This is a genomic window from Paenibacillus sp. oral taxon 786 str. D14, from assembly GCF_000159955.1.
Lineage (GTDB): Bacteria > Bacillota > Bacilli > Paenibacillales > Paenibacillaceae > Fontibacillus > Fontibacillus phoenicis.
Genome location: NZ_GG696030.1, coordinates 1 through 1189 on the forward strand (window position 1 = coordinate 1; position 1189 = coordinate 1189).

Below are 1189 nucleotides of genomic sequence, written 5' to 3' on the forward strand. Positions count from 1 at the left end.
CCATGTCGTACAATAACAATTATGCGACAAAAATTAAAGTCAACAGGAGGTCCACTACATAATATGGGTACTAATTATTTGTCCGCTGTAGCCCAGCAATTTCCGTTCCATTTATCTGTCACACAGGATTATCAGGACGAACAGATCATTCAAATGTTCCTGACGGCATGCGCCAAAGCGCCAAATACCCGCAGAAACTATTTTAGGGCCCTGGAGCATTTCAGGCAATTCCTTTCGGGAATGCGTTTTCGGGATGTGACTTGGAGGGAAATCGAAGCTTATAAAATCTACCTCACGAAGGGCTTCTACCGCGATGGCCAAAAACCGCTTGCTCCGGCCAGTGTGGCTGCATTTATCGCGCCTCTGAAGTCGTTTTATAAATGGGGAAGCGACAGCAGCATCGGCTTTTTCGATCATAATCCGGCGCAAAATGTCCGTATCCCGGCCATTGCCGTAACGAGCCGCAGACATTATCTTACCCGCAACGAGGTCGGCAAGCTGCTGGAGGCGTTGCGGCGCCAGAGCCTGAGAAATTACTTGATCGGCCTGTCTCTGGTGCTGTTGGGCCTTCGCGTGTCCGAGTTATGCGGCATCAAGTGGAAGGACTTTCATGCCGATATGCTGGAGACATCCATATGGCTCACCGTATCCCACGCAAAACGCGGAAAAACACGCGAGGTCAAAATTCCGCGAGAGCTCTGGAACATGTACCAGGAGCATGCACGCAGATTGGCGAAGGGGCATGAACCGGATCCGGAGTTGAAGCTGTTTGCAATTACGCCGCGGCAAATCGAACGAATCATTAAACAAGCAGGCATTGCGAGCGGAATTCAGAAGCAGCCGACCCCCCACTGGTTAAGACATACCAACGCGACGCTGGCATTACTGCAGGGCGCCTCGCTGCAGCAGGTTCAGGAAAGCTTGGGGCACTCCCATATCAACACGACCCAGCGCTATCTGCACACCGTCGAGCAAATAAAGAAGGCGGCTCCCGACTTCGTGCAGGACAGTTTGATGGAATTTATGTGATTTTTCTATTTTTTTAGTGCTATTTATCTATTTTTTGTGTCGAAAATAATGCAAAAATCGCTCTTTTGTCCTATAATGTAACAAGGGTTAATTACAAACCTTGCCAAATTTCGACCAGTTTTTACCTAGGGTTGTCGCATAATTGTTATTGTACGACATG

At 48.6% G+C, this 1189-nt stretch carries 1 protein-coding gene; it reads left to right on the top strand.

Annotated features, from left to right (window positions below; translation table 11 throughout):
* The first annotated feature begins 63 nt into the window (after window positions 1-63).
* Window positions 64-1029 (top strand): tyrosine-type recombinase/integrase, encoded by a 966-nt coding sequence (locus POTG_RS22530; protein ID WP_009227162.1) that lies wholly within the window; start codon window positions 64-66, stop codon window positions 1027-1029.
* The last annotated feature ends 160 nt before the right edge of the window (window positions 1030-1189 follow it).

What these genes read in the sequence shown, in the direction of transcription:
- POTG_RS22530 (WP_009227162.1), top strand. Translation starts at nt 64, where the DNA reads ATGGGTACTAATTATTTGTCCGCTGTAGCCCAGCAATTTCCGTTCCAT.